Here is a 25,529-nt window from a genome sequence, read left to right on the forward strand (position 1 = left end):
AAGAATACTCCCCATTCTCAGCCTAATTTTAATGACATTTACTCTGCCAGCTCAGGTGAACTTTAGTTCCGGTGGCTTAAGCGGAGTTTCCATCACCAATCCTACATCTTTGGATTTTGGTCCCGATGGTCGCCTTTACGTTTCGGTGCAAAGCGGTGAAATCTATGCTTATACCGTGCAACGCCAATCGAATGGTACTTATCAAGTATTGTCTACTGAAACGATTCTGGCCATTAAGCAAATTCAGAATCACAATGATGATGGCACCTTGCATGCTACCGTCCAAAGGCAAATCACTGGTTTATTGGTGGATGGAACAGCTGGTCAGCCTATCATTTATGTTGCCAGCAGCGATTACCGTATTGGCGGCGGTGGTGGTGGTTCGGATAAAAATTTGGACTCCAACTCGGGTATGATTTCTAAACTTATTTGGGATGGAACTACTTGGCAGCGCATTGATCTGGTGCGAGGTTTGGCGCGTTCCGAGGAGAACCATGCGACCAATGGTCTGCAATTAGACAAGCAAAATAATATTCTCTATATCGCAGCGGGTGGTAACACCAATGCCGGCTCGCCTTCCAACAACTTTGCCTTTTTAAATGAATACGCCCTTTCGGCGGCGATTTTATCCGTAGATCTTAATGTGTTGGATGCCATGCCCGTATTAACCGATGCGCAAGGTGCACAATATGTTTACGACTTACCAACCCTGGATGACCCCACTCGTGCCAATGCCAATGGTATTGATGATCCTAATCAAGCGGGTTATGATGGTATAGATATTAATGACCCCTTTGGTGGTAATGATGGACTAAATCAGGCCAAGTGGGTAGTGAATGGACCGGTACAAGTTTACGCTTCGGGTTTCCGCAATGCCTATGATATTGTATTGATGGAGGATGGCCGCATGTACACCTGGGATAATGGCGCCAACCAGGGCTGGGGTGGTCATCCCGATAATGAAGGGGTGGGAACTGCTACCAATAAATGGGTGGTGGGAGAACCAGGTTCAACCGGTCCCGGACCCAATGATGCCATGGTGAATAATAAAGACGGACTGCATTTTATCAGCGGAGCCGGATACTATGGTGGTCACCCTAATCCTGTTCGGGCCAATCCGCTGGGAGCGGGCTTATTCACTCACGATCATGCAGATGGAGCAGGTGGTCAGAATGGTGTTTGGCGTACCCAGATTACAACCAATGTTGATAGTACTTTACCTGTAGATTGGCCTCCGGTTGATCCCAGTTTGGCACATCCTATTGAGGGTGATTTCCAAAATGCCGGAGTGGATGATGCTTCACTTTATACGATAACTGCTTCTACCAATGGTTTGGCGAGGTACCCCGCCAGCAACTTTAATGGTGAAATGGAGAATAATCTCCTGGCGGCCAGCTTTAACGGGAATATTTATCGCGTTAAGCTTAATGCCCAGGGAACTCTAAATAGCAATTCCGATGTTAGCGTTTTAGCCACCGGTTTTGGGGCAGTGCCGCTGGATGTTACCGCTCAGGCGGATGATGAGATTTTCCCCGGAACCATTTGGGCTGCTACTTATGGCTCGAATGCGATTACCATTTTTGAACCTCAGGATTTTAGTTCCTGCACCGGAGTGTACAGCACTAGCCTCGATGAGGATAATGATGGCTACAGCAATGCCGATGAAATGGATAATGGCACCAATCCTTGTAGCGGTGCCAGTTTCCCGGCGGATAATGATCAGAGCTTAATTGGTGGATATAAGGTCAGCGATTTGAATGATCCTGATGATGACGATGATGGCCTGGCCGATAGCCTCGATTATTTCGCTTTGGATGCCAGCAATGGTGCCGGACTTAGCCTGGCTTTTGATTATCCGCTTTTAAATGGCGATCCAGGCTTTGGACTTTACGGTTTGGGCTTTACTGGTTTTATGAGCAATCAGCAAGAGGATTACCTCGATCTTTATTATCATGAGGATAATAGTGCCACTGAGATTATTGCCGGTGGGGCGGTTGGCTTACTCTCCTTTAACGATGTTCCAGAAGGTAGTCCGGTAGGACCTGCCAATAGTTTGAAAAATGGTTTTCAATTTGGAATGGACCTGGCTCAGGCGCAATTGCCCTTTGAAATTGAAACTGCCTTGGTAGGACCCATTTTTCAGGGCAATCCTCAGGGAGATCAGTTCCATGCTTTTTACATTGGAAAAGGGGATCAGGATAATTTTATCCTCTATGGAATCCGGGCCAATAATGGCAATCCCATGCTTAGCATTTGGATAGAGGAGAATGGCGGGACTAGTCGCTTGGATTATGCTCTTAGCGGTCTGACTTCTGCCGCGGAGATTTCCCTCTATTTGGAATTGAATCCTCTAAGTCAAAGTATTCAGGCGAAAATCAATTTAGGCAATGGCAAGCAAGATGTAGGATCAGCTATAGCTTTCCCAAGCTTTTTGCAAAACCTATTTCAAAATCAAGAAGCCTTAGCGATTGGAGTCGCCGCTGGAAAATCAAGCGGAACCGCATCCTTTAATGCTACCTATGATTTCATCAAAGCTAATTTTCAAGCGAATACCCTTAGTGGAGATTGGAGCTTCGTGCATGATGGCAGCAATTGCCAATGGAATGGCGGCACCGGATCTTGTCCCCAGGGTCGTCATGAAGCCTCTTATGTTCAGGCTGGAAAATATTTTGTTTTAATTGGTGGTCGTGAGCATGGTTCCAATGCGAATTTATACGATCCCAGCACCGGTTTATGGAAGGAAGGGGCCGCCCCGCCTTTCAATTTGCATCATTATCAAGCGGTAGAATTGGATGGTTTAATTTATGCCGTAGCTGGAATGACAGGTTCCTTCCCCAATGAACAGCCCCTAAGCCATATTTACATTTATGATCCTTTGGCCGATGCCTGGCATCAGGGTGCTGAAATACCGGCCAGCCGCAGGAGAGGTAGCGCCGGGGTAGTGGTTTATCAAGATAAAATTTATGTGCTCGGAGGAATACAGCAGGGTCATATTAGTGGCTGGGTGCCCTGGTTTGATGCCTATGATCCTCATACTAATACCTGGTCCACTTTGGCGGATGCCCCTCGGGAAAGAGATCACTTCCACGCTTTAGTGGCCAATGGAAAACTCTATGCCGCTGGCGGTAGAAAAACCGGATTTAGTGGCACTTTCGGCGCTACCATTCCCGAGGTAGATGTGTATGATTTTGCCTCTTCAACTTGGTCTACCTTGCCTAATAATTTACCCAATCCTCAAGCAGGAGCTTCTGTGGCTTTAATAGGCAATGAGCTGATTTTGATAGGAGGGGAGAATTCCAGTTCTCAGGCCAGTAATTTAAGTCAGGCCTTAAACTTAAGTGATGCCAGTTGGCGCTATCTCGATACCTTGAATGTAGGTCGCCATGGTACCCAAGCCATTGTAAATCAACAAGCGATTTATCTGGCCAGTGGCTCTCCCAATCAGGGTGGTGGTCAATTAGAAAGTCATGAAGTGTTTAGCTTCGGAGCGGTTCAAAGTCCCAGCTTGCAGGCCGATACTCGCAGTGTTTTGAGTGGCCCAATAGCGATAGATTTCGGCAGCTTAGCGGCTGGGCAAAATGCACAAAGCACTTTTTACCTAAAAAGTAAAAATGGAACCCAAGCCCTGATTATTGATTCCCTGAGTTTAGCTACGGCTGATTTCAATTGGCAAAGCAATTACACTTTCCCTATCCATTTGGCGGCAGGGGATAGTCTGGCCATCAATTTAAGTGCAGTCGCTAATCAGACTAGCTTTGATACTTTGAAGGTGTACAGCACCGCCAGCAATTCAGAATTTTCCATTCCGGTTTCGGTAGAAGTAGAAACAGTAGATGCCATTCGCATCAATTGCGGTGGCCCGCAGTATCAAGCACAAAATGGGAATCTCTTCGAAGGGGATAATTACTTCTTAAATGGCAGTAATTATTCTACCCAAAATAGCATTAGCGGAACTCAAGATGAGCAAATCTACCAAACCGAACGTTGGGCTTCTAATCTAGCTTATAGCATTCCGGTAGAGGCTAATGGTCGCTATCAACTGAATTTACATTTTGCTGAAATCTATGCTCCTAATTTTGTGACCGGGGCCAGGGTATTCGATATTAATGCCGAGGGGCAATTAATTGATGCCGCTTTGGATATATACGATACGGTGGGTGGTTATACGGCTCATATTTTAAGCTATAGTGTAGAGATTAATGATGGCAGCCTGGATTTAAGTTTAGTAGGCCTGGCCGATAATGCTAAACTTTCGGCCATTGAATTGATGCCAAGTGCAGCTGGACTTGAACTCAGCGCTAGTTCCTATCATTTTCAAACTTTAGCCACGGGAAGTATTGATAGTGCAACTTTGAGCATTAACAATGCCAGCAGTCAGCTTTTGAGTATAGATTCTATTCGCGTGCAGGGAGCGCAAGCCAGCGATTTTAGTCATAATCTAAATGCTGGAACCGCAATTCCATCGGCCTACAGCCAGAACATTAAAGTGTATTTCCACCCTCAAGGTTCTGTGCCCGTGGTGCGCAGTGCGCAAATGCAAATCTACTATGGTGGTGAGGCATTGCCTTTAATCCTCAATTTATCTGGAGAAGCGGCTTGTCCGGCAGCGGGCTTAAGCTGTGATGATGGCAATCCTACTACCCTCAATGATACTACTGATGGTAGTTGCAATTGTGCCGGAGAAGTGATTACACCGCCCGCCTTCAGTTTGAACATCAATTGTGGAGGAGGTGCTTTAGTAAGTCCGGTTAGCGGTAAAAGCTATCTAGCCGATCAATACAATATTGGGGGCTATACGCATAGCTATAGCGATGGCGTGGCCAATACCCAAGATTCGGCATTGTACAGCACCGCTCGTATTGGTCGCAATATGAGTTATAATATTCCCGTACCTCAAGCAGGAACTTATGAAGTCCGTTTGCATTTTGCTGAATTGCAAAAGTGGCTCATGGGCAGTGGTCGTAGGGTATTTGATATTTCTCTGGAAGGTCAATTGGTATTTGATGATCTCGATATCTACAATTTAGCTGGTGGGGGAGCCAAGGCTTATTCGGCTACCGCTACAGTTGTGGTGACGGATGGAGTTTTGAATATTCAAACTGCGGCTAGTGTGGATAATAGTGTCTTGGTGGCTATTGATTTGAGTTCTTATAATCCTAGCTATCAGGATCCTTATCTGTCGCAAGATCAACTAAGCATAAGTACCACTGTAGGAGGTCAGGATTCTGCCAGTTTCTATTGGCTAAATGCCGATGGGCAAAGTCGACAAATTGATTCCTTGCGTATTACCGGCAATGCTGCGGCTTATGTACAAAGTCAGATAGCAATTGGGCAGCTGGTAAATGCCGGAGATTCTATTTTGGGTTATTTGCATTTCCAGGCGCCCAGCCAAGCTTTTAGCGGATCTGCTAAAATTTGGTACTACAGTAATAGCGATAGTCTGGAGCAAGATCTATCAGTGCAGGCGCAGTGTTTGGCAGCCGGAACCACTTGTGATGATGGTGATGCCTCTACCCAAAATGATATAGAAGACGGGAATTGTAATTGCGCCGGTACCCCTATTAATCCTGGCCCTAGCGAGTTTAGCATAAACATTAATTGTGGTGGTGCGGCCCTAACCAGTCCCATCACCGGAAAGGTGTATCTGGCCGATCAATACAATATTGGTGGTTATACCCATTCTTATAGCAATGGAGTGGCTAACACTCAGGATTCGGCGCTCTTTAGTACCGCTCGCATTGGTCGTAATATGAGCTATCATGTACCCCTGCCCGAAAGCGGTGAATATGAAATTAGCCTGCACTTTGCTGAGTTGCAAGGTTGGTTGATGGGGGCAGGCCGACGAGTGTTCGACATTAGTGTGGAAGGGAATTTAATTATTGATGATCTGGATATTTTCACCGCTGCGGGTGGAGGGGCAAGCGCTTATACCGAAACCTTTAAAGTGAATGTGAACGATGGTCAATTGGATATTAATACCGCTGCCAGTGTAGATAATAGCCTCTTGGTAGCGATTGAAATTCGTAAAACGAGTACTATGCCGGTTGCAAGTCGTAACTGGTATCTCAGTGATTCGGCCTTAAGCATTACTATGGCAGCAGGAGCCCTCGATTCCCTTGATTTTTATGTGGTAAATAAGGATACTGTCGCTCGCACAATCGATTCGGTTTTAGCCAGCGGCAATGCTCTTTCTTATTTACAATTTGCAGATATCAGCGGCCATGTAATCTCGGCTGGCGATTCGCTTTTACAGCGGATGTATTTCCAGGCTCCGAGCCAGAATTTAAATCAGGCCTCAGCCGAATTATACTATTACAGTGCTGGAGATATGCTTCAGCAAAATATACTATTGAATAGTAGCTGCCCGGCGGCAGGCCTGGCTTGTGATGATGGCGATTCAAGTACCCAGAATGATATTAGCGATGGTAATTGTGGATGCAGTGGCCAGCCCGTTAATCAGGCTTTTAGCATTAATGTAAACTGTGGCGGGCCGGCTCATATCAGTCCGATTACAGGCATTAGCTACCTGGCAGATCAATACAATATCGGGGGTTATACTCATAGTTATACTAAGGGAGTGGCGAATACTCAGGATTCTACTCTGTACAGCACATGTAGAATTGGTCGGAACATGGCTTATTATATTCCGGTGCCCGAGCCAGCGATGTATGAGGTTACGCTCCATTTTGCCGAATTACAAGGTTGGCTGATGGGTCCTGCTCGCAGGGTTTTCGATATTAGTGCCGAAGGGCAATTGGTGCTGGATGATATTGATATTTACAGCCTTAGTGGTGATGGAGCAACCGCCTATAGCACCAGCTTCCCAGTGGAAGTATTGGATGGTGAATTGGCCTTAAATACAGCGGCAAGTGTCGACAACAGTTTGTTGGTGGCCATAGAAGTTAAAGCCGGAGCATCTGCCAAAACTAGCTTGGGAATGCAGCAGAGTGAATTGCAGACTAGCATTTACCCTAATCCCTTGGGGCAAGGGCAAAGCTTGCATCTTGAGCTTCCGAATGATAAGGAAGTCCAAGTACAAATTTTCAATCTGCAAGGCGCTTTGATTTTTCAGAGCAGCCTGAGAGGTTCTTATAGGTACGAATTAGCCGACCTGAATTTAAATTCAGGATTATACCTGCTACGCCTCAATCAAGGGGCAAGTGCAAGTGAGCACAAGCTTATGGTGCCTTAAGGTCTGAAAGGAAAATTAGGAAGCGAAGCTTTGGGCATCATTACTTTCTATGATTTGTTCATCATAGGCTTTACGACCTACTTCGATGAGATCTTCGGCCATATGGAAGTCGAAAACCCCACAAGTGCTGCGTGGAATACGGATGAGGTATTCGGGTTTATAGGTGGCTAAATCCCGCAAGATGAGCTGGTTTTGCATATGCTCATAACTAGCAGAAATGATGTCCATTAAACCGGGATCCTGATTGCCGGAATTCGACTTGAAAAAGTTCAGGTTAATATTGAGCCAGCCTCGGTCTTGATCTTCCTCATCCTTTTTCATAATGGCGGGTTTCGGGCCAGTGGCATTAATGTCTACTGCCACTACCACATGACCTTCCGGGGCTTTTATCTGGTTTAAGGGAAGCGGGTTTACCACTCCGCCATCAACCAAAAGGTGTCCTTTCCTCTCTTCATAAGAAACCGGAGTGAAAATACCAGGTATAGAAACGGAGGCGCGCATGGCCTGGTAGAGATCTCCCTTTTTGAAAACGACCTCTTCACCGGTTTTTAAATCGGTGGCAACCGCTGTGAAAGGAACTTTGAGGTTTTCAATTTTTTGGGGACCAATCAGGTTCATGATGGTGCTGAAAATCTTTTCCCCTTTCACAAAACCATGTCTGGCCAGGGTAAAGTCCATCTGTCGGAATACATCCGTCCTTTGTAGCTCCAGCAACCACTCGGTGTACTCTTTTAGTTTGCCTGCCGCATAAAGGCCTCCCACTACGGCACCCATGGAACATCCGGCTACTTCAACAATTTCGTTGCCAGCGGCTTCCAGTCTTTCAATAACGCCAATATGGGCAATACCCCGTGCTCCGCCTGAGGCTAATACCAGGTGAACTTTTTGATTTTCGATCATGCTTGGTTCTGATTTTGATGCAAGGTAGATACTCTGCTTCGGATTAGGAAGCCTCATTTTAGTAGCTTTAAGTGAAATGTATGCCGTCAGAAAAAAGGGCAGTACTTTCGCCACTTGATAAGAACCAAACCATTAGGCCCCCAAAAAGTTTGAAGCGCGTATTCGTCTTTTTCTTTTTCATCTTAATTAGCTTCCCGCTTTTAGCGATTAAGCCGGGCAGGGCTAAGCTGAGTCCTGCCGAGCGAAATCAAAGGCAGTTGATAGAATCATTGGATAAATCGGATGACCTCAGCGCTTTCACAAATGCTATTGACGGGGCCACAAATCTGGGCCTGTATAACGAAGCAGACTCTTTGGCTGATGTTGCACAACCCTTACTCAAGAAAGTAAGTGATTCTCTAAGCTATTTTGAGCATCTGCGAGTTAAAGCACGTTTGTACACCATTTTGAATCGCTATACCCAGGCTTTGGTGTTTTTCCGTCGGGCTCTGGTTTATTATCAAAGGGCTGGATACTGGGAGCAGGAAGGGCATGTAATGGTGAATTTGGCCGAATTCTATCGCAGCGCTCGTCAATATCCTCAGGCTCAAATGGAGTTGAGCTATTTGATAAATCATCCAGAATTCGAAGATCTGAGCAATTTAGTTAAGGCTATTGCCTATCATCGTTTTGCCGCGGTGCTAAATGAGTCCAAACAAGATTTGGATAGCGCTATTTTCCTTTCCTTAAAGTCCCTCTCTTATTCTGAGCCGGATTCTTTGCTGGATGAAATGGGAACTTCCTATTTGGAATTGGGAGATGCCTATCGCAAGAAGAAGGAGGTTCGGGCGGTATCTTATTTCGAAAAGGCTTTTGAAGTATTTAAGAAGCAAGAGCGGATCCACTATATGTGTAATTCGATACGCTTGATTAGTGCTTATTATGTTACCGTAGAGCAATATGAAAAAGCCCTGGTCTTTGTCGATTCATCCTTGCGATTAGCGGCGCCTTATTATTTACCGGGTTTTTACAATCTGGCATATAATCGCAAGGCGCTAATCTTGTATAAGTTGGGGCGCTTTGAAGAGGCCTACCTATATCGTGATTCAGCGGCCATCGTCTATCGGAGTGAACTGCAAAAGCGCTTTTCGGATGAAATGGCTATGCAATCGCGGCGCTTTCAAACTGAAATGGCGACCTCCCGATTGCGAAGTTTGGAAAGTGAGCGCATGCAAATTCTGGAAGAGTCACGCGCTAAGGACCAAGTGCGGAGGTTTTCTTTAATTCTACTAATCATCTTGATTTTAGGGCTCTTCGGGCTTTACTACTTTTTTACGCGATTGCGTCGCAGTAAATCCCATTTGGAGGAATCGCAGAAAGCTCTTTTTGGTGCCAATCAGGAATTATTGAATACCCTTTCGGAGAAGGATGGCTTAATTGAAGAAGTACACCATCGGGTTAAGAATAATTTGCAATTGATCACTTCCCTAATTCGGGTGCAGCAATTTCAGCAGCAGGATCAAATGACGGAGGAGTCGCGGCAAATGGTGAACGAGATTTTAAATCGCGTAAGCGCCATGGCGGTGGTACACGAAAAGCTTTATGCTCAGCAACATATTACGCAATTGCGGGCCCGTGAGTATTTTTCGGAGTTAATGGAAGAGCTTAAAACTTTGGGAGGTACCTTCAGTAATCCGCTCGAAATTGAGGTTGTTGCAGAGGATGTTATCTTGGAGGTTTCACAGGGAATTGCACTAGGGATGATACTTTCTGAGTTGGTAGCGAACTCATTGAAGTATGCATTTGTTATGCAAGGTAAACCCAAGATAAAAATTGAGGTTCACAAGGAATTTCTGGAAGGGCGCAATCGCGTAGAGTTTAGTTATGAAGACAATGGAAAGGGCTACGATGATCATAGCAAAATGGGCATGGGAAATCGATTAATAATGCTCTTTACGCGGCAACTCGAAGGCGAATCCACCTTGGATACTAAAGATCGCTTTTACTTTAATTTGGCTTACTGGGAAGATTGAGTACATTTAATAAACAGGGAACGTAGAAAATGAATAAAGTACTTATAGTTGAGGATGAGGCGCTGATTGCTGAACACCTTCATTTAATTCTATCGAAGGATTTGGGGATTGATGCTGATATCGCTTACAAGGCGAAAGCCGCGCGTAAAATGTTGCAGGAGAAGACTTATGATTTGATCCTGGTGGATATCAACTTGGAAAGTGAGCGCAGTGGTTTGGAGCTGGCAGCAGAAATTGAAGAATATGCCTGGGGCGATTATCTTTTCCTCACCGCGCAAACGGATAAAGGAGTACTGGAAGAAGCACGAAAACTACATCCCAAAGCCTATCTGGTTAAGCCTTTTAAGGATATTGAAGTAAGCATGGCCGTTGGCTTGGCACTTAAAAATGAAGATGAAGGTCTGGGAGATTTGGTGTTTAAAGATGGCTGGACCACTGTTAAACTGCCCATTGCATCCATTCGCTATGCAGAGGCCGATGGCAATTACATCAAATTATTCAGCACCGAACGCAGCTATTTAATCCGCTATTCTCTTAGCTGGTTTTACGATCAGGTGGCGGATAAGGACTTTCTTAAGATTCATCGGGCCCGAGTAGTGAATACCCGCATCATCAAGCGTTACAATCGCAGTACGGTGGATATTGGTGGTGAAGAATTGCCTGTATCCAAAAGCGGTTATCAAGCTCTAGCTACTTTATTTGAGAAGTAAAAAAAAAGCCGGCCCCTTGCGGAACCGGCCCTCACCTCTCAAAAAAGCGCGCTAATTAACCCCAGCGCAGGGTTATCTGTTTAAAGTCTTCAGCTACCTTAAAGCTGAAGCTTCCATTTTTTTCTTCTTGTATAGTCACCTCAAAAGGATCTGAGTCAAGCTCTACCACCTTTGGTAGGCTCTTAAAGCCGTGATAAACCAAGGTAACTTCTTTAACAGAGCTAGGCATCCGGCCTTCTTGATGTTGCGTGATGCGGTATTTAGCGTCGGATGGGAGAACCGTAAAATTGCGATTCAGGAAATAGCCTTGATTGTGATTATAGCCATCGCCAGCATCATCATAGAGTAAGCTCTCCACACTTTCTTCTCCACGGTAAACATGCAGTTCCAATTCAGAATAAGAATTGCTCACATGTTGTTCTACTGGGATCATGGGGATAATCGCTCCGGCTTTCACCATCATAGGGATTTCCTCCAGGCTGGTTTCAATGTAAATCTCTTTGCCTCCTTCTACTAATTCCTTAGTATGGAAATCGTACCAATGTCCTTTAGGTAGGTACATCCGACGACCTTGACGATCGGGTTCCAAAACCGGGCAAACTAAAATATGATCTCCAAATACGAATTCATCCTGACGGTACCAGGTTTGCGGATCCTGATGATCGTAGAAGGACAGCGGACGAATCATCGGTTTGCCGTCGCGACTGTATTGGTAGAAATTAGTGTAGTGGTAGGGGAGCAGTTGATAACGCAATTCAATTGCCTTGCGTACCAAATCAGTTCCTTCTTCGCCAAAACTCCAGGGCTCCTGATCACCATGATCGCCCGAAGAATGGGTACGCATTAAAGGATGGAATACCGCTAACTGCATCCAACGCACATAAAGTTCCATGGTAGGATGCTCGGTAAAGCCGCCAATATCGGTTCCTACAAAAGAGAAACCGCTAATGCTTAAGCGCTGACATTGCACATTGGCAACCCATAAGTGCTCCCAGGTGGCAATATTATCGCCGGTCCAAACAGAGCTGTAGCGCTGACCGCCGGCATAGGTGCTGCGGGTAATGATAAAGGGGCGATTGGGGAAGGCAAATTTCTTCACCCCCTTGTAGGTCGCCCGGCTCATTTGCATGCCGTAAACATTGTGGGCCTTGCGATGACTGCAATAATTGCCATCGTAATTATGGCGGATGTCCAAAGGGAAGGTCTTGGTGGGCACGTCCATAATGGCCGGCTCATTCATATCGTTCCACACACCTGCCAGGCCAATGTCTTCGATTAGTTCTTTGAAAAGTCCGCTCCACCATTCGCGAACCTCAGGATTGGTAAAGTCGGGGAAATAACAATCGCCCGGCCATACCTTGCCTTTGTATAAGGGGCCATCGGCATGCTTGCAGAAATAGTTCTTTTCGAAACCTTCCTTGCAAACCGAATAGTCCATGTCGATTTTAATACCCGGATCAATAATGGCAACAGTCTTAAAGCCCATGTCTTTGAGCCTTTGCACCATGCCTTTGGGATCGGGGAAATTTTCCTTATTCCAGGTAAAGCAGCGGAAGCCATCCATATAGTCGATGTCTAGGTAAATGGCATCGGCCGGGATTTTTAGCTCACGTAGCTTATGCGCAATTTCCATTACTTCTTCTTCCGAAGAGTATGACCATTTGCATTGATGGTAGCCCAAGCTCCATTTGGGAGGCATCTCGGGTTTACCGGTAAGGCGCGCATAACGTTGCGCAATATTCATCAGGCTGGAGCCTGCAATAAAGTAATAGTTGATTTCACCACCCTCGGCCCAAAAACTGGTAACGTTTTTACGCTCGGAGGCAAAGTCGAAAAAAGTGCGATAGCTGTTATCGAAGAATACACCGTAGCAACCTTCCTTATGTAGACCATAGTAGAAGGGAATATTACGGTATAGGGGATCTGCGTCTTTGGCAAAACCGTATTCATCCGTTCCCCAATTCTGGAATCGGTGATCGCGTAAGTTGAGGTTGCTGGGTTTGTCGCCCAAACCAAAGTAATGCTCCCCGTTAATGGAGCGCTTACTCATCTTCACGATGTTATCGCCACGCTGTGAATCTTCTTCCCAATGAAAACCTTTTTCATCCTCATTCAGCAGCTTACCCTCTTCATTGTACAAACTTACTTTCAGGTCAATTTTTTGAACTCTGCAACTAAGCTTGGGGGTACGCAACTCATAATAGCTATCCAGCTCTTCTACCTTAAAATAAGCGAAACCACTGCGGTGGTCTTTAGCCATGGCATAGGAGAAGTCTGGCGAAAAATAACCCTTGGCACTGTAACGGAAGCGCATCACATGATTGGTGATAGCCTCTACCCATAACATCACTCCATTGTGGCTATGGAAAACCACAGAAGAGCCATTCACATCTGCCTTGAGCAGGTGATTTGGGAATTGTTCGTTAATGAGGGTTTGCATATCGGATTGCATGAAGGGAACGAAAGTACTAAAATTCACCTTCGTGTATTAAGTACACTTAGAATTTTTTACGATTATCTACTAAAAATTATTAAGTGTCATGCTTACAATTAATTGATAATCAAAACTTAATCAAGCGCTAAGGCTTAGTGTGAATAATACACTATCTTTGATTGAAAATTTTTGAAAATGGCCTTACGAAAGAAGTTTTTAAAGTCGAAACCCCTCTGTAAAGTAAGTTTTGACCTCGCTGAAAATCGTTTACCGGAAGATGCCAAGACGGTTGAACTTTTAGGTTCCTTTAGTAATTGGGAGCCCATTCCGATGCGCAAAGTAAAAGGGGCTTATACCCGCACTTTGGATTTGGAAACCGGCAGCGAATATCAATTCCGTTATCGCTTTGATGGCGAGCTTTGGGAGAATGACGAGGCGGCTGATTCCTATATACCTAATGGCATATCCGGCGATAATTCGGTAGTACGACTTTAGGCTTTGCCTTTCCTTTTATAAACCACTGCAGCCAATGGTGGGAGAATCAAGTCCAAAGATTGCTCTCGTCCCTGCCAGGCAATCTTATCACTTTTAAGAGATTGCTTTAAGGGATAATTACTGCCCCAAAATTCTTCCTGGTCGCTATTATATATGAGTTCGTATTGTCCGGGGGCTGGGGCGCCGATGCGATATTCATCATGAGGCTGAGGAGTACAGTTGAGTACACATACCAATTCTTCTTTGCCGCTCTTGCGGATAAAGCTGAGCACAGAATTGTTCGCATCATTATGCTCTAACCATTCGAAGCTTTCGTAGGCATAATTGTTTTTGTATAGAGGCTTCTCTTTGCGATACAGAGCATTCAAGGCCTTTAAGCTTTGGAATACGCCCTGATGGGACTCCATTTCAAACTCTTGCCACTGCAGGCCTTCTTCGAATTGCCATTCTTTACGCTGACCAAATTCACCTCCCATAAAGAGCAATTTCGCTCCGGGATGCAAATACATCCACGAAAGTAAAAGGCGCAGATTAGCGAATTGCTTCCAAGCATCGCCGGGCATTTTGCTTAGGAGTGATTTCTTCCCGTACACCACTTCATCATGCGAAAGCGGTAGCATAAAGTGCTCAGTAAAAGCATAAGCTAGGCTAAAGGTGATTTCATTCTGATGATAGCGACGGTAAATGGGATCCTTTTTGAAGTATTCCAAATTATCATTCATCCAACCCATCATCCACTTCAGGCCAAAGCCTAAACCACCATCATAAGTGGGGTAGCTTACGCGATTAAAGGAAGTAGATTCTTCGGCAATGGTCTGCACATCCGGGTAATTCTTATAAACAGCCTCATTAAAATCCTTGATAAAGGCAATGGCATCCAAATTCTCATTCCCGCCTAAATGATTAGGCTCCCATTGACCATCCTGGCGTGAATAATCTAAATACAGCATCGAAGCCACGGCATCTACCCGCAAGCCATCCACATGGTATTGATCCAGCCAAAAGAGAGCATTGGAAATTAAAAAGGAGCGCACTTCTGGTCGACCATAATTAAAGATTAGGCTCTTCCAATCCGGATGATAACCTTTGCGCGGATCGGGATGCTCGTAAACACAGGAGCCATCAAATTTGCCGAGTCCGTGTAAATCATCTGGGAAATGAGAGGGTACCCAATCGAGAATCACTCCAATGCCTTCCTTATGGAAAGCTTCGATCAAATATTTTAAATCTTCTGCCGGACCAAAGCGACTGCTGGCCGCGAAATAGCCCGTAATTTGATAGCCCCAGGATGGTTCGTAGGGATACTCCATGATGGGCATAAACTCTACATGACTAAAGCCGGCATTTTTAACATAAGGCACCAAGTCTTCTGCCAATTCCCGATAGCCCAGCACGTCTCCATTTTCCTTGCGTTTCCAACTGGCTAAATGCACTTCGTAGACGCTCATAGGGGCTTCCAGATTATTATGCTCGTAGCGGGCCTTCATCCATTTGCTGTCGCCCCACTTATGCTCCTTATTATCGCAAATGATGGAAGCAGTGCGGGGTGGATGTTCTGCTTGGCGAGCATAGGGGTCGGCCTTTTCCAGAGGATCTACTAAATCAGCATGACTGATCTTGTATTTATACAAATCGCCCACCTTTACTCCGGGAATAAATCCTTCCCAAATACCGGAAGAGTCCCAGCGCACCATTAGGGGGTAATCTTCTCCCTGCCAATGATTAAAATTGCCAATCACTTCTACCTTTTCGGCAGCCGGAGCATAGACCGCAAAATAAACCCCTGCTTCACCATTGAGCTCGAGCGGATGGGAGCCAAAATGTTGGTAGAGTCGATAATGGCGACCCTCGCGGAAAAGGTGAATATCTTGATCACTAAAAAGGCTGTGTGCTTGAGTTTTAGTAGGCATGTCGTTTTATTTCGTCGGTAATATCCAGAATTCCTTCCAGGGGAATAATCGCCCAATCCGGACGCCCATTTAACTCGTAGCCCAATTCGTAAATGGCTTTTTCGAGCAGGAAGTAATGGAGTAAATAGGTAATTTCTTTGCGATAGCCAATATCCAGCTGCTGCTGAAAGGCGATCTTAAAATAGCTGTGCAGGAAAACCCCGCTGATAGCTTGATATAAACTTTGGCCAGCGGCCTGATGTTCTAAGCTACGCAGATTTTGATTTTTCTGCACCGCATGAATAGCATAATGAAAAGAGCGTAAAAGCCCGGCAACATCCTTAAGCGGTGATTGTTTCACCTTACGATCGCGAATGGTGCTCTCGGGTTCGCCCTCATAATCGAGGATGAAGAAATCGTGGCCCTGAATCAAGATTTGCCCTAAATGGTAATCGCCATGAATGCGGATGCGCAAGCTTCGCAATTGTTCCTCATCAAAGCCCAAGATGAAATTTATAATTAGGTCTTTCTGTTCCAGTACCTTCTCCGCTAAAAGGCGGGCATTTTCGGGCAGGCTTTCCAGTTTTTTATTGAGGAGATTATAGCGGGCATCAAACTGATAGATCAAGCGGTTTTTAAGCCAAACGGTAAAATCACCATTGTAATTGATCGGGGCAAAATGGCGGTCTCTTTTAACGGCAGCCAGGGCCAAATGCATTTCGGCTGTCCTTTGCGCTAGGGTGCGAATGCGTTTAAAAAAGTCGAGACCCGGATTTTGTTGCAGGGCTGCCGGGAGCTTGCTGATTTTTAAAGGACTTACCAGCGGCCATTTATCGATGGCACTGAGTCCTGCTAAATCCCCATTTTTAAAATACTGTTCTACTTCCTTTAACATCCAAGGCCAGGCATCGCCTTCATTGGGAACTTTCTCCTGCATTAAGCCTAGCGAAATGTTCACTCCCGGTCCGGGTTCCCACCAAATTAATCCGGCCAATTTGGGGTAGTTCTCGAAGAGCTTTTGTTGGGCCAAAAACTCATTCATCTCGAAATCGGGGTTCTTATCCCGAAACAGACGACGGAAGATCTTGAGGTAATAGCGATCCTGAATAATCAGGGTGCTATTGCTTTGTTCGGCATTTAACAATTGAGAGCGAAATCCTTCTGGCTCCATTTCCAATTCCTGATGGGCGCGAAAGAAAACGCGATTGTTTCCTTCCATCAGCATCTCGTGGTTCACAATTTTTCGAAAAAGCGCGGCATGGAAGCCCGAATCATGAACGGCATCAATCAGGTAAAAGGAGCCGTCTGCCAATTGAATTTCCGCTAAAACGGCTTGGGCGGGCAGCTTTTCCCTGCTTTCGGCAATCGCCAGGGGTAGGAAATAATTATGCGCATAGCTTTCGCGGAAGAAGACCTCAATTAAGAGCAGGTAATAATGCTGAAAGCCACTTTTCAATAAAAGCTTTTGGCTGAAGAATACCTGCTGAACTACTGAAGCCTTACCTCCAAACCAGCGACAATGGTAGAGATGTTGAGGTAGAATATCCTGACGAAGCGCTTCCCAAAAGGATTCATCCTTTCGCAGTTGATCCCAGCTTTGGGCACTTTGCAACTTCGGCAGATTCATTTTAGCCAATAACTTTAAATAGGTGGAAAGGTCGAGCAGGATCGAGGCGCACATAATTCCATTCTTCACGCCAGCGATACTCGGCTCCAGAAATGTAATCATACATACGATAGCCACCTTCGCTCAGAGGCATAAAATCATGAGGTAGCTGTAACCAACCTTCTTGCATATTGTAGGGGTCGAGATTTACCACGCAAACTGTTTTTTCCTCACCATCCCATTTAAGGTAGGCAAATAAGCTTTGGTTTTCAATTTCCAAACTTTGGAAATTCCGATTTTGTTGTAAGGCTTTTTCCTCCTTTCGGGCCTTATTCAAAACACGCATCAGCCAGGTAATCTTGTTTTCAGCTTCCCAATTGTGATGCTGCACCTCGTATTTTTCAGAATTGAAATACTCTTCTTTTCCAGGTACCGATTCATGGGCCAATTGCTCATATACCGGTCCGTAAACTCCGTAATTGGAGCTCAGAGTTCCAGCTAAAAAGAGGCGGGTCATGAATAGGGATTCATTGCCACTTTGTAAACCGTAGGGAAGAATGTCTGGAGTATTAGGCCAGAAATTAGGTCGGAAATAATCAGCACCAGGGCCCTGACTCACTTCCTCCATATAGTCCATTAATTCATGACGGAAATTCCGCCAGGTAAAATAGCTATAGCTCTGACTGAATCCGGCTTTCGCCAGGGCATGCATTAAGGCGGGTTTGGTAAAGGCTTCTGCCAGGAAGATTACCTCGGGATGAAGCTTCTGAGTTTCGGCAATGGCCCATTCCCAAAAGCGAATGGACTTGGTGTGAGGATTATCGACCCTAAATATTTTTATTCCACAATCGACCCAAAAGAGGATTACGGAGAGGAGCTCATCCCATAAATTTTCCCAGTCCTCACTTTCGAAATAGATCGGTAAAATGTCCTGGTATTTCTTGGGTGGATTTTCTGCGTATTGTACAGTACCATCTGAGCGCCATTTAAACCATTCCGGATGTTCTTTAACCCAAGGGTGATCTGGAGCGGCCTGATAGGCGAGGTCAAAAGCAATTTCAATATCGAGGGCATTTGCCTTTTGAATCAGCTCTTTATAATCGTCTAAAGTGCCTAATTCGGGATGCACACTTTTATGTCCACCTTCTTTGGAGCCAATACCCCAGGGGGAGCCTACATCTCCTTCCTCGGCAATGGTGCTATTGTTTTTGCCTTTGCGATTCACTTCCCCAATTGGGTGGATGGGCGGTAAGTAAAGCACATCAAAACCCAGATCGGCCACGCGCGGTAAAAGCTTAATTACATCCTGTAAAGTACCATGTCCTTCGGCGGCAGCACTACGAGGGAAAAACTCGTACCAAGCTGAGAAATTAGCTTTTTTACGATCGCAATAGGCCGGTAGTAAATCCGATTCGCTGAGCAATTGCTTTTCCGGATGTTTATGAAAGGCTTCTTCCAGCCATGGCTCCAAGGCTTTTTCGGCGGCGGCATTGGGATCCTTACTTATAAGCTCAATAAGGCTGGCCGCTTCTTTGAGCTTTTTGGCTTTTAGGAATTCCAAATGAGGAATGCCATCTGCCAGATGCACACTTACATCCTGACCATCTTTAAATTTTTTCTCCAAGCCATGGAGCCAGGTCAAGGCATAGTCAATCCAAGCTTCAATTTTATATTCATAGGCACCGATTTCCGAAAAGGAAAGTTCGGCGCTATACTGATCGTTCTCAATGGGCTTAAGGGCTACTCTTTGCCATTTACCGGCATTTTTTTTACGCCAAGCCAGGGCTCCGGATAAAACATCGTGTCCGTCAGCAACTAGGGTGGCTTCAACCTTTAGGGCTTCGTCAACCACTCGTTTAATGGGGTAGCGCCCGCAATCAACCAGGGGCTTTATATCGGAAATCAGAACGCGACTGCGCCCTTGTTTGGGTTTTGTGCTCATAGACAATTGCTTGCCTCAAATTTAGTTAAGTGTACAAAATACACAAAGTTATTTACCTAAATTGATGGAGGCTCTAATGTAACTGATTATAAGCGCAATATAAAGAGCGAGTCTGGCTTCTTAATTCCTAATCAGAAGCTTCTTTTTGGCGAGGCTTTCGCCTGATGCCTTTTTAATATGGATAAGGTATAAACCGGGTTTTAAGTTTAAGTCTAGTTGATTTTCTACCAAGCCTTCTGCCACTGTCATCCCATTAAGGGTCCATATTTCATATTGGCTACCCACGGGAGCATTTTCAATTTTGAGAAGTCCCTGGCTAGGATTTGGGTAGAGCTTTAATTGTGCTTCCTCAGTTTCTAAACCAAGCGCGCAATCTTGAATGGTGAAATTCAGGGTGTCGAGTGGAAAGGCAATGCCACAAACGGATTGAATTTGCTGACCAGAGTTTAAATCTGGACGAATTTGCAGGCTGTAATTTTGATTGGTATTCAAAGCTTGTAAGGTGCGAATGCGGATGCTATCTGGCCCCAATTGCTGCGCTTCAATTATCGGATGAACCTGGCCATTTGCGCCTTGAAGCCAAAACTGAGTCCCCTGATTATCGAGGCTGGGAGGATAAATTGTGGCATTGGTTTTAAGGTAGATCAATGAGTCACCACAAATTGGACTAAGACCACCGGTACTTAAATCTGAGAATTGAACTTGATTCGAAATATTATTGGTGCTATCCCGACCTATGAAGGTGAAATCATGCTCGCTGGAACCCACTTCAATCCAAGTTTGACTTTGAGTAGAAAAGCGTTTTACACTCATGCGCACAATGACCATGTATCGTTCGTCATCTATGATTTTAAACCGAAAGGGAAAGGTGGTTCTATTTTGGATCAAACTACGATTAGGACCCAATGGTTGTTGCTCAGTAAAGCCCGGTTTGTAGGGTAAAGGATTGTAGGAACCTCCATCGTCAAAATAGCCATGATAGAACGCTTGCGAAAAGCTATCACCTGGACTAAGGTAGGAAGTGTCTATATGGCCTTTCCATAGCCATTGATCTTCTGGTAAGAATCGATCCAACATATCGCGACTCATTAAGGGCAAACTCACTGGTCCGAATCGATTGTCAATGACCGCAGTGATTATTTGATGCCCTGAATTGTCAACAATGTTTGCTTTGGATGATGTGGGGTTTAAGAGTTTAGTTAGGGTGAAGCGAGCACTATGTGGTAGCCTTATGGTGTCGCGATAAACATAGTAATCGTTTTCATAATGCTGCGCACTGCCGTTTATAGAAAGGCAGTTGTAACTGGCTGCCCACCAAGCTTGTGGTCCCTTAAAATGGGTGAGTGCAGCAGGGGGATTAACTAAAGGAAGGGTTACAGTGGTATCGTAGAGATTGCCATCCGAAATGTGGATGTCATTTATGTAGAGTGTATTGGAGTCTCGAGGCAACATGAGTACCTGATACAGGGTAATTACATAGTCGTTTTGGGTGCCGCTGATGTGTTTAAAATGAATCCAGCCATCATCATTATGTGAGGCATTTAGAATTCCGGTCGATAAAAATGAAAGCAAAAGAAGAAGTCTATGCTTGGCAGTTCCTTTAAGCATGTTAAGTTGATTTTGCCTAAAAGTAGAAAAGGATAATTTTTCTGAAATAGGAAGTGATTCTAATCAATGGCTATATGAGTAGCCGATAGGATTTAGTTTTTATCAAGGCTGTCTTTCGTTATCTCAATGAAGACAGTGGTTCAATAGTCGTTTTTCTACTTTAAGGGCTAAATCAGGGTGTTTTTCGATTAAGGCGTTGACGAATCGTTCTTGCTCTGCAAGCAAGCAAAATTCAGTGGATATTTCAGGGTATTGCTTTGATTGATAGACATTTATTGCTTAATCTGTGGAGTTATCCAATCTTATAAACAAGCATAGCGCTGCCTCGAAAAGCTTAGTATTTTTAAGCTTCGATTGCAGGACATTTAAAATTCTCAGGCCCAGTGTTTTTAATTTTTGATACCGAAACAACCGGTTTACCCATCCGCGATGATGCGCCCTTAAGTGATTTTGAGAACTGGCCCCGTGCGGTTCAGATTGCTTGGCAGTTGCATGATGAGCAGGGAAATCTGGTGGAGGCCCAGGATTTTGTGATTCAGCCGGATGGCTTTGATATTCCCTTTAATGCTGCCAAGGTTCACGGTATTACCACCGCGGTTGCCAAAGAATACGGGGTACCCCTAGAAGAAGCCATGCACCACTTTAGTGAGGCGGTAAAAAAGGCCAAGTTCCTGGTAGGGCATAACCTTCAATTCGATAACAATATTCTGGGTTGCGAATACCTGCGCTTGGAGCAAGAGAATATCTTAGAAGGCCTTCCTGTACTGGATACAGGTGAGGAAACCCGTGAATATTGCCAATTGGCTGGTGGTCGAGGCGGGGGCTATAAAATGCCTCGTTTGGAGGAGCTGCATGAAAAGCTCTTCGGACACAAATTCGCTGAGGCACATAATGCCGCAGCTGATGTGGAGGCTACCACACGCTGTTTCTTCGAAGCAGTGCGCCTCGGGATTTTTACCGATAAACATTTAGAGTGGACTGAAGCGGAGCGTGATGCTTTTGCAGCGGCAAATCCCGCCATGATAAAGCCGATTGGCCTCAAGGTTCAAAGCTTTAAAGAACTGGCCCGAGAACTGGAAGCTCGGCAAGCCGCTGGTGGCAGATCAGGCGAAAGCCAGGACATCGTTCTCGATGCCGATTTGAAATTTACCCACCTGCATGTCCATACCCAATATTCTATTTTGCAGGCTACCTGCGATGTGAATGCCTTAATAAATAAGGCCAAGGAGGAGGGAATGCCTGCGGTGGCCATGACCGATATTGCCAATTTATACGGCGCCTTTAAATTCGTTTCGGCCGCCAGAGCAGCAGGCTTAAAGCCCATTGTGGGTGTAGAATTTTACCTCTGCCGCGATCATAAGGATAAGTCGGTTAAGGATAATGGTTTTCAAATAGTTGCCATAGCCAAGAATAAGGCGGGTTACCATAATTTGGCCAAGCTTTCATCTCATGGTTTTACGGATGGCTATTACTATGTGCCCCGTATTGATCGTGATTTGCTTTTACAATACAAGGAAAACCTCATTGTAACAACAGGCAGCCTCAATGGCGAAATTCCACGATTGATTTTGAACGTGGGTGAGAAGCAAGCCGAGGAAGCCTTCTTGTGGTACCTCGAGCATTTTGGTGAGGACTTTTATGTAGAGTTGGTAGACCATGGCTTGGAAGAAGAGCGAGTGGTAAACCAAACTTTGATTCGCTTTGCCCAAAAGCATGGCGTAAAATATTTTGCATCGAATGATGTGTACTATTTGGGTGAGGGTGATGCCAATGCCCACGATATTTTGCTCTGCGTAAAAGAGGGCGAATACCAAAGTACACCCATTGGAAGGGGACGTGGATATCGCTACGGCTTCCCCAATGATCAATACTATTTTAAGACCGACGCGGAGATGAAACAGCTCTTCGCAGATCGTCCGGAGGCCATTGCCACCACTCAAGAAATAGTAGATAAAATTGAAGCTTACGACCTGGCTCGGGATGTACTCTTACCCGCCTTTGATATCCCGGATGAATTTCGCGATCCGGAAGATGAAAAGGATGGAGGTAAGCGCGGGGAGAATAATTACCTGCGGCATCTTACTTATGTAGGAGCCAAATCTCGCTATGGTGAGATTACGGATGATATTAAGCAGCGTCTCGACTTTGAGCTGGATACCATCGCCAATACCGGATACCCGGGCTACTTCCTCATTGTGCAGGATTTTACTTCGCAGGCCCGTGAAATGGGAGTGAGTGTAGGTCCTGGACGGGGCTCGGCCGCTGGATCGGCGGTGGCCTATTGTATTGGTATTACCAATGTGGATCCCATTAAGTACGATTTACTTTTTGAGAGATTCCTGAATCCGGATCGGGTGTCGCTACCGGATATTGATATCGACTTTGACGATGAAGGTCGGGGTAAGATTATCGATTGGGTAGTAAATAAATACGGTCAAAACCAGGTAGCGCAGATTATTACCTACGGTACCATGGCTGGTAAGTCGGCGATTCGTGATGCCGGTCGGGTATTGCAATTACCGCTCTCCGAAACCGATCGTGTGGCCAAATTGGTACCCGATGTAAAACTCAATAAGCTCTTTGCCTGGAGTGATAAGGAGATGAGCGAAAACCTCAATGGCGATCTTTTGCCTTTGGGGAAACAATTGAAGGAACTTTCCAATCAAAATAGCCTGGAAGCTCAGGTGGTAAACCAGGCCCGTATATTAGAGGGTTCGGTACGAAATACCGGAATTCATGCCTGTGGGGTGATTATTACCCCTGATGATATTACCAAGTTTATTCCGGTTTCGGTAGCCAAAGACTCCGATCTCTATGTAACTCAGTTTGATAACTCGGTGGTAGAAAGCGCCGGGATGCTGAAGATGGACTTCCTGGGCTTGAAAACCCTGAGTATCATCAAAGATGCCATTGCCATTGTGAAAGCTCGGCATGGAGTGGAGATTGATACCGACGAAATTCCACTGGATGATCTCAAGACCTTTGAGCTCTACCAGCGGGGTGAAACCAATGGTACCTTCCAGTTTGAAAGTCCGGGTATGCAAAAGCACCTGAAGGCTTTAAAGCCGGATAAGTTTGCAGACCTTATTGCGATGAACGCCCTTTACCGTCCGGGGCCTCTGGAATACATTCCCAACTTTATTGCCCGTAAACACGGCACCGAGGAAATCACTTACGACCTCCCGGAAATGGAGGAGTACCTGGCGGAAACTTATGGGATTACCGTTTATCAGGAGCAAGTAATGCTTCTTTCCCAAAGTCTGGCGGGCTTTACCAAGGGTGAGGCCGACGTACTGCGGAAGGCCATGGGTAAGAAGAAGCGAGACGTGCTGGATAAGATGAAGCCCCAGTTTATTGATCAGGGGAAAGAACGTGGGCACGACGAAGAAAAACTAAATAAGATTTGGAAGGACTGGGAAGCTTTTGCGGCCTATGCCTTTAACAAATCGCACTCTACTTGTTATTCGGTAGTAGCCTTCCATACGGGTTATCTTAAAGCGAATTATCCGGCCGAGTATATGGCCTCGGTGCTTACCCATAACATGAACGACATAAAGAAGGTGACCTTTTTTATGGAGGAGTGTAAGCGTATGGAAATTCCGGTTTTGGGTCCGGATGTAAATGAATCCCAATTTAAGTTTACCGTAAACGATGAAGGCGCTATTCGCTTCGGTTTAGGAGGAATGAAGGGCGTTGGTGAAGGTGCGGTAATGGCGATTGTTAATGAGCGCTTTGAAAACGGTTCCTTTAATACCTTCTTCGATTTATTAAAGCGTATTGACCTAAGAGCAGTAAACAAGAAAACCTTGGAGAGCCTGGCCTTAGGTGGGGCTTTTGATAATTTCCCCAAGGTACACCGGGCTACCTTCTTTAGCGAAGGACAGGATGGTAAGACCTTTTTGGAACGTGCCCTCCGTTATGCCCAAATGCATAAGGCTCAGGAAGAATCTGCGCAGGTATCGCTTTTCGGCGAAAGCCAGGAAGTAGACATGCCCGAACCCGAAGTTCCGGTGGTGCAGCCCTGGCCACGGATGTTCTTATTGGGTAAGGAGAAAGAGGTGAATGGTCTTTACTTAAGCTCGCATCCCCTGGATGATTTTAAGTACGAGATGGATCATGTGGTGACCAATCGTTTGTCGGAATTCCAAATGATGGAGCGGATGAATGATTTTTGTGTGGCCGGAATTATCTCGGATGCCTTGCACCTCACAGCGCGTAGTGGCAAACCTTTCGGCCGATTTACCATTGAAGATTATAGCGGTAAGCATGAGTTTGCGCTCTTTGGAGATGATTACCTGAAATTCAAGTCTTATATCGAAACCAATTTGCTGGTTTTAATTCGTGGTAAAATCTCTCGCTATACGCCGCGTTGGGAAGGCGCTACCGAAAGGATCGAAGCGAAAATTAGCCAGGTAAGCTTGATCCAGGATGTATTGGAACGCCATGCTCGTGGAGTAGAATTGCAGCTGGCAGTGCAATCCGTAAACCCCGAAAATATAGAGGCAATCAATGCCATTATAAATGAATATCAAGGGGAGAAGTCGCTGAATCTTTTGATTTTTGATGCAGAGAATCCGAAGATAAATCTGCGTATGCCGCGTCGTAGCAAGGCTGGCATCGCATTGCATAAACAGAGTTTAGATGCTCTGAAAGCCTTACCCTTTGCGCGAATGCAATTAAAGGCCGATTAAGGATAATGGGATTGCTTCGTATTATGAATGAAAAACTAATTTTGTAACCC

The 25,529-nt window shown here is 45.4% G+C and carries 11 protein-coding genes; 5 read left to right on the plus strand and 6 right to left on the minus strand.

Translation table 11 applies throughout. The features are described 5' to 3' along the window. The first annotated feature begins 31 nt into the window (after window positions 1–31). A complete protein-coding gene (locus H4K34_RS13575; protein ID WP_210757932.1) occupies window positions 32–7,192 on the plus strand; it encodes a malectin domain-containing carbohydrate-binding protein in 7,161 nt (2,386 codons plus the stop codon). A 15-nt stretch (window positions 7,193–7,207) separates the two neighbouring features. On the opposite strand, the gene H4K34_RS13580 is transcribed toward H4K34_RS13575, so the two are convergent. Next, the gene (locus tag H4K34_RS13580; RefSeq protein ID WP_210757933.1) at window positions 7,208–8,092 is read right to left on the minus strand and encodes a patatin-like phospholipase family protein; all 885 of its coding nucleotides are present in this window, start codon (window positions 8,090–8,092) and stop codon (window positions 7,208–7,210) included. Between the two features lie 149 nt (window positions 8,093–8,241). On the opposite strand from H4K34_RS13580, the gene H4K34_RS13585 reads away from it, so the two are divergent. Together H4K34_RS13585 and H4K34_RS13590 are read left to right on the plus strand one after the other, a co-directional pair. Further along, a complete protein-coding gene (locus H4K34_RS13585; RefSeq protein ID WP_210757934.1) occupies window positions 8,242–10,104 on the plus strand; it encodes a tetratricopeptide repeat-containing sensor histidine kinase in 1,863 nt (620 codons plus the stop codon). Window positions 10,105–10,133: 29 nt separating this feature from the next. Next, the gene (locus H4K34_RS13590) at window positions 10,134–10,814 is read left to right on the plus strand and encodes a LytR/AlgR family response regulator transcription factor (RefSeq protein ID WP_210757935.1); all 681 of its coding nucleotides are present in this window, start codon (window positions 10,134–10,136) and stop codon (window positions 10,812–10,814) included. 55 nt (window positions 10,815–10,869) lie between these two features. Here H4K34_RS13590 and H4K34_RS13595 read toward each other — a convergent pair whose 3' ends face one another. Next, entirely contained in the window at window positions 10,870–13,293 is a 2,424-nt protein-coding gene (locus H4K34_RS13595; protein ID WP_322107630.1) for a glycoside hydrolase family 31 protein, read from the minus strand. A 150-nt stretch (window positions 13,294–13,443) separates the two neighbouring features. On the opposite strand from H4K34_RS13595, the gene H4K34_RS13600 reads away from it, so the two are divergent. Then, window positions 13,444–13,743 carry an isoamylase early set domain-containing protein gene (locus H4K34_RS13600; RefSeq protein ID WP_210757936.1) on the plus strand — a complete coding sequence of 100 codons (300 nt, stop codon included), beginning with the start codon at window positions 13,444–13,446 and terminating at the stop codon, window positions 13,741–13,743. Here H4K34_RS13600 and glgB read toward each other — a convergent pair. The 4 genes from glgB to H4K34_RS13620 form a co-directional block, all read right to left on the minus strand. After that, window positions 13,740–15,653 (minus strand): 1,4-alpha-glucan branching protein GlgB, encoded by a 1,914-nt coding sequence (gene glgB, locus H4K34_RS13605; RefSeq protein WP_210757937.1) that lies wholly within the window; start codon window positions 15,651–15,653, stop codon window positions 13,740–13,742. The genes H4K34_RS13600 and glgB overlap by 4 nt on opposite strands. Beyond that, the gene (locus tag H4K34_RS13610) at window positions 15,643–17,259 is read right to left on the minus strand and encodes a maltokinase N-terminal cap-like domain-containing protein (RefSeq protein WP_210757938.1); all 1,617 of its coding nucleotides are present in this window, start codon (window positions 17,257–17,259) and stop codon (window positions 15,643–15,645) included. Before H4K34_RS13610 ends, glgB begins: the two co-directional genes overlap by 11 nt. 1 nt (window position 17,260) lies before the next feature. Then, window positions 17,261–19,180: an alpha-1,4-glucan--maltose-1-phosphate maltosyltransferase gene (locus H4K34_RS13615; protein ID WP_210757939.1), complete on the minus strand. Its 1,920-nt coding sequence runs from the start codon at window positions 19,178–19,180 to the stop codon at window positions 17,261–17,263. A 120-nt stretch (window positions 19,181–19,300) separates the two neighbouring features. Then, window positions 19,301–20,788 (minus strand): T9SS type A sorting domain-containing protein, encoded by a 1,488-nt coding sequence (locus H4K34_RS13620; RefSeq protein WP_210757940.1) that lies wholly within the window; start codon window positions 20,786–20,788, stop codon window positions 19,301–19,303. A gap of 383 nt (window positions 20,789–21,171) precedes the next feature. On the opposite strand from H4K34_RS13620, the gene dnaE reads away from it, so the two are divergent. Beyond that, window positions 21,172–25,479, plus strand: coding sequence for a DNA polymerase III subunit alpha (gene dnaE, locus H4K34_RS13625; RefSeq protein WP_210757941.1), 4,308 nt, complete (start codon window positions 21,172–21,174; stop codon window positions 25,477–25,479). Window positions 25,480–25,529 lie beyond the last annotated feature (50 nt).

It is taken from the genome of Croceimicrobium hydrocarbonivorans (genome assembly GCF_014524565.1).
Classification (GTDB): Bacteria; Bacteroidota; Bacteroidia; order Flavobacteriales; family Schleiferiaceae; genus Croceimicrobium; species Croceimicrobium hydrocarbonivorans.

Coding starts and splice junctions, on each gene's coding strand:
- H4K34_RS13575 (WP_210757932.1), top strand. CDS start 32: ATGACATTTACTCTGCCAGCTCAGGTGAACTTTAGTTCCGGTGGCTTA.
- H4K34_RS13580 (WP_210757933.1), bottom strand. CDS start 8,092: ATGATCGAAAATCAAAAAGTTCACCTGGTATTAGCCTCAGGCGGAGCA.
- H4K34_RS13590 (WP_210757935.1), top strand. CDS start 10,134: ATGAATAAAGTACTTATAGTTGAGGATGAGGCGCTGATTGCTGAACAC.
- H4K34_RS13600 (WP_210757936.1), top strand. CDS start 13,444: ATGGCCTTACGAAAGAAGTTTTTAAAGTCGAAACCCCTCTGTAAAGTA.
- glgB (WP_210757937.1), bottom strand. CDS start 15,653: ATGCCTACTAAAACTCAAGCACACAGCCTTTTTAGTGATCAAGATATT.
- H4K34_RS13610 (WP_210757938.1), bottom strand. CDS start 17,259: ATGAATCTGCCGAAGTTGCAAAGTGCCCAAAGCTGGGATCAACTGCGA.
- H4K34_RS13615 (WP_210757939.1), bottom strand. CDS start 19,180: ATGAGCACAAAACCCAAACAAGGGCGCAGTCGCGTTCTGATTTCCGAT.
- H4K34_RS13620 (WP_210757940.1), bottom strand. CDS start 20,788: ATGCTTAAAGGAACTGCCAAGCATAGACTTCTTCTTTTGCTTTCATTT.